This window comes from Pectobacterium brasiliense, from assembly GCF_013449685.1.
Lineage (GTDB): Bacteria > Pseudomonadota > Gammaproteobacteria > Enterobacterales > Enterobacteriaceae > Pectobacterium > Pectobacterium brasiliense_A.
The window spans coordinates 5339-8433 of record NZ_JACDSF010000051.1; the positions used below are offsets into that span (position 1 = coordinate 5339).

2 protein-coding genes and 1 pseudogene are annotated in these 3095 nt (G+C 32.5%); 1 reads left to right on the top strand and 2 read right to left on the bottom strand.

Annotated features, from left to right (window positions below; genetic code table 11):
- The first annotated feature begins 489 nt into the window (after positions 1 to 489).
- Positions 490 to 1058, top strand: a pseudogene (locus tag H0248_RS18315) (replication/maintenance protein RepL).
- Positions 1059 to 1128: 70 nt separating this feature from the next.
- Here the strand turns inward: H0248_RS18315 and H0248_RS18320 are convergent.
- The gene (locus tag H0248_RS18320) at positions 1129 to 1794 is read right to left on the bottom strand and encodes an HNH endonuclease (RefSeq protein WP_180787005.1); all 666 of its coding nucleotides are present in this window, start codon (positions 1792 to 1794) and stop codon (positions 1129 to 1131) included.
- 3 nt (positions 1795 to 1797) lie between these two features.
- Positions 1798 to 3095: AAA family ATPase (locus H0248_RS18325; protein WP_257981566.1), on the bottom strand; the 1298-nt coding region annotated here is incomplete at its 5' end.

A 3095-nucleotide genomic window follows, 5' to 3' on the forward strand; every position in this document is an offset into this window, starting at 1 on the left:
TGCTCGCAGCCCGCTTATAGCTTAAAACGAAGTACCGAATCTGGGGAGTTAAAGTCCCGACTTTCGGAACTTATATTGAGAACAATTCTCAATAAGAAAGATAATAATATATAAATCATCAGGTACAATTTTTATCAAGCACCATTACATCAATAAGTAAAACTATACTCCCCCTTCCCCTCTGCATAGTTGTTCTCAGCTTCATTAATTGAATAATGAAGAAGAAAAGTGCTCGCAGCCCGCTTATAGCTTAAAACGAAGTACCGGATCTGGGGAGTTAAAGTCCCGAATCCCGGTACTTAAGTTGATAACTGTTCTCAAATATAGATAGTGAAGTGTTATATTCCCCTATATTTTCGAACCTCAAGTATCCGACTCTAAAACCTTAAGTATTATTTATTTGGGAAAATATACACTTCAAGTATTGACTCGCAGGGAATATATAGTATTTAGTTTATATATAACTAAAATAATAAAGGAGAAAACATAATGACAGCGATTAATACTCAAATAGAAGAAAGAGAAATAAAAAAATCACGAAGAGGTCTTCCACGCCACGAGAAAATCCTTTTCTTAATGATACGAGCTTACATACTAAAACAGGCGTCAGACGCATTACAACAGGAAAAGATCGCTTAGCATTAGTGAATGAGAAAACTGGAGAGCAGGTTGGTAATGGCGGTTTCTTTCAGTCTATGGAGGTAGATAAAACCCAGTTCGTAAAACTTTATGTTGACGGAGTATCTGCTATTGAAGGACTCTCTTCATCTGGCAAGAAAGTTTTCAAGATTCTTTATCTTGCTATCAGGGATAATAAGGACACGGATACTATTTTGATGTCATTCGATATTGTTGATCAAGATATAGTAAAAATATCAAGAACAACCTATTTCAAAGGTATGAAAGAACTTGCTGACAAGAAGTTTATCGCAGAGACCATGATACAGAACTATTACTTTATTAACCCAGACTATATGTTTAATGGTGATCGTTTAACCTTTATGAAGACCTATTACTTAAAAGATAAAAATACCATGAATAGATCGAAGAATAGATAAAAATCCTATTAGAGAAAGCTTTAGGAGGTCAATGATGATATGTAATTCATTATTAACCTCGCAAGTTATATCAAAAACCATCTCTTAGATTTGGATAATTTGCTGTTAGGAAACCATCACCTAAATAATGCCAACGCCAAAAAATTGAAAATGGATGTTCAATTTTTAACATTGCTTCCAGCATCTCCTCTGCATCTTTCTTTCTAGAGCGGCCTTTACTAGGATCTTTAAGAGTCATCCTAGCCTCAATAAATCTTGAATAATAAAAAAACATTTGTTCGATAAGACTTTCTCTGCTTATTTTCCTTAGCCCTGTATTCTTCAAGTTATAGCATTCATTTAATAGATTTACAGTGCTAACTATACTTAAAGTTGGTGAATTTGTATTCGGAAGAATAACAACGTCATCATCTGGCATTGACGGCATCTTACAAATTATCTGATTGAAGATATTAATAGATGAATCTGTGCAATTTAGGATATTTCTATGTCTATTGCCTTTTATTCCGTTGCATCTACTGCATGAATAAAATAAATTATCCCAATTGTATTTTAAATTATCATCACCTTCATGTGGGATAAGATGCTCTACTTCAGCATCTTGAACTTCATTTCGCTCACACAAATAACACTTCGAGTGAAATAATGGTTTCAGAATTTCAGTAACCTCTGTATCATTATAAAGATTCCGAGCTATACAGTCTGGAGCTGGATAAGTTCTAATAACATTAAACATTTATCACTCTCCTTCAGTTGCATCTTTTGCATCTAAAAGAGCATTTTTACCCATTAATAAAAATGTTCTAGACCTCATATCTAATTGATTTTCATATGGCTGAATGCTATTTACAACCTCTTCCAATGTTTCCGTATCAATAACATCCTCATTTATTAATAATGCTAATTTATCCAATTGATTATTGAGTAGATCTGATTGCGTATCAACACCAAGTAAACCTTTTACAATTGCTTCATAAGAATACATGGATAGATCTTCAAGTTGTTCATTTGTGCTTAAATCATAAATTATCGCATTATTAACAGATTGAACTACAAAAGGGGAATGAGTTGTGACAATGAATTGGATATTTGGAAATGCACTTACAAAAAATGAGAAAATTTTTCGTTGTAAGGAAACATGCAAATGAGCATCAATTTCATCAATAAATACAACCCCAGATAACTCATCAGCAGTAATTCCCTTGAGTTCAACTTTCATCAATAAGTCAGCATATATGCTTAAAATAGATTGATAGCCTGACGAAAGCTGATTAAATCTATAAGGAGATTTATTATCCTGAGATATATAAAATGATTGCTCCTCCGCATTGTAATCAAGTCTTAACGAATCATCCTCAAATAGGTATTGAAATTGTTCTTGTAAAAAATTAAACCAAGTATCTACTTTATCTCCCTTAGTTTTATTATTTTCTCTAGCAATTAAATGACTTCCGTAGTTATAAAGCGAGACTAAATATCGTTCAAATTTATCACTGGTATCCTGAGATAAACTAACTGAAATTTCCTCATCCCTTAATGTCTTTAAGCTATCGATAGTTCCTGAATGCGAAATGTTATTTTCTCTGACAGCACCGAAGTAACGTAGTAAGGATTTTTTCTCATTAAAATCGATACAGTATCTATCTAGATCAGCGAGTTCAACATTGATATTTTTCATTTTTATCAATTGTTTTTCATAATCAGCTATTTCTTGTTTCCATCTAAAATAATTCCTATCTGTAGGTGAAATATGTTTCATCCAGCTTTGTCTATTTGATATTCCCTCTTTTGTTTTTTCAATCGTTTTATATTCATTCTGTTCTATTTGAGCTGATATCTGCTCATAAATAAGTTTTAAAAACCTAGTTTTGCCACATCCATTCCCTCCTGTGATTATGACATTTTTACCATCGACATTTATATTGATATCTTTATTTGTATCAGGAAGTAATACATGTATATGCTTTATTGCATTGCTTTTATTAAACATACCCTTTAACTCCAATGTTGATATGATCTTGACCCGCCATCTACGGA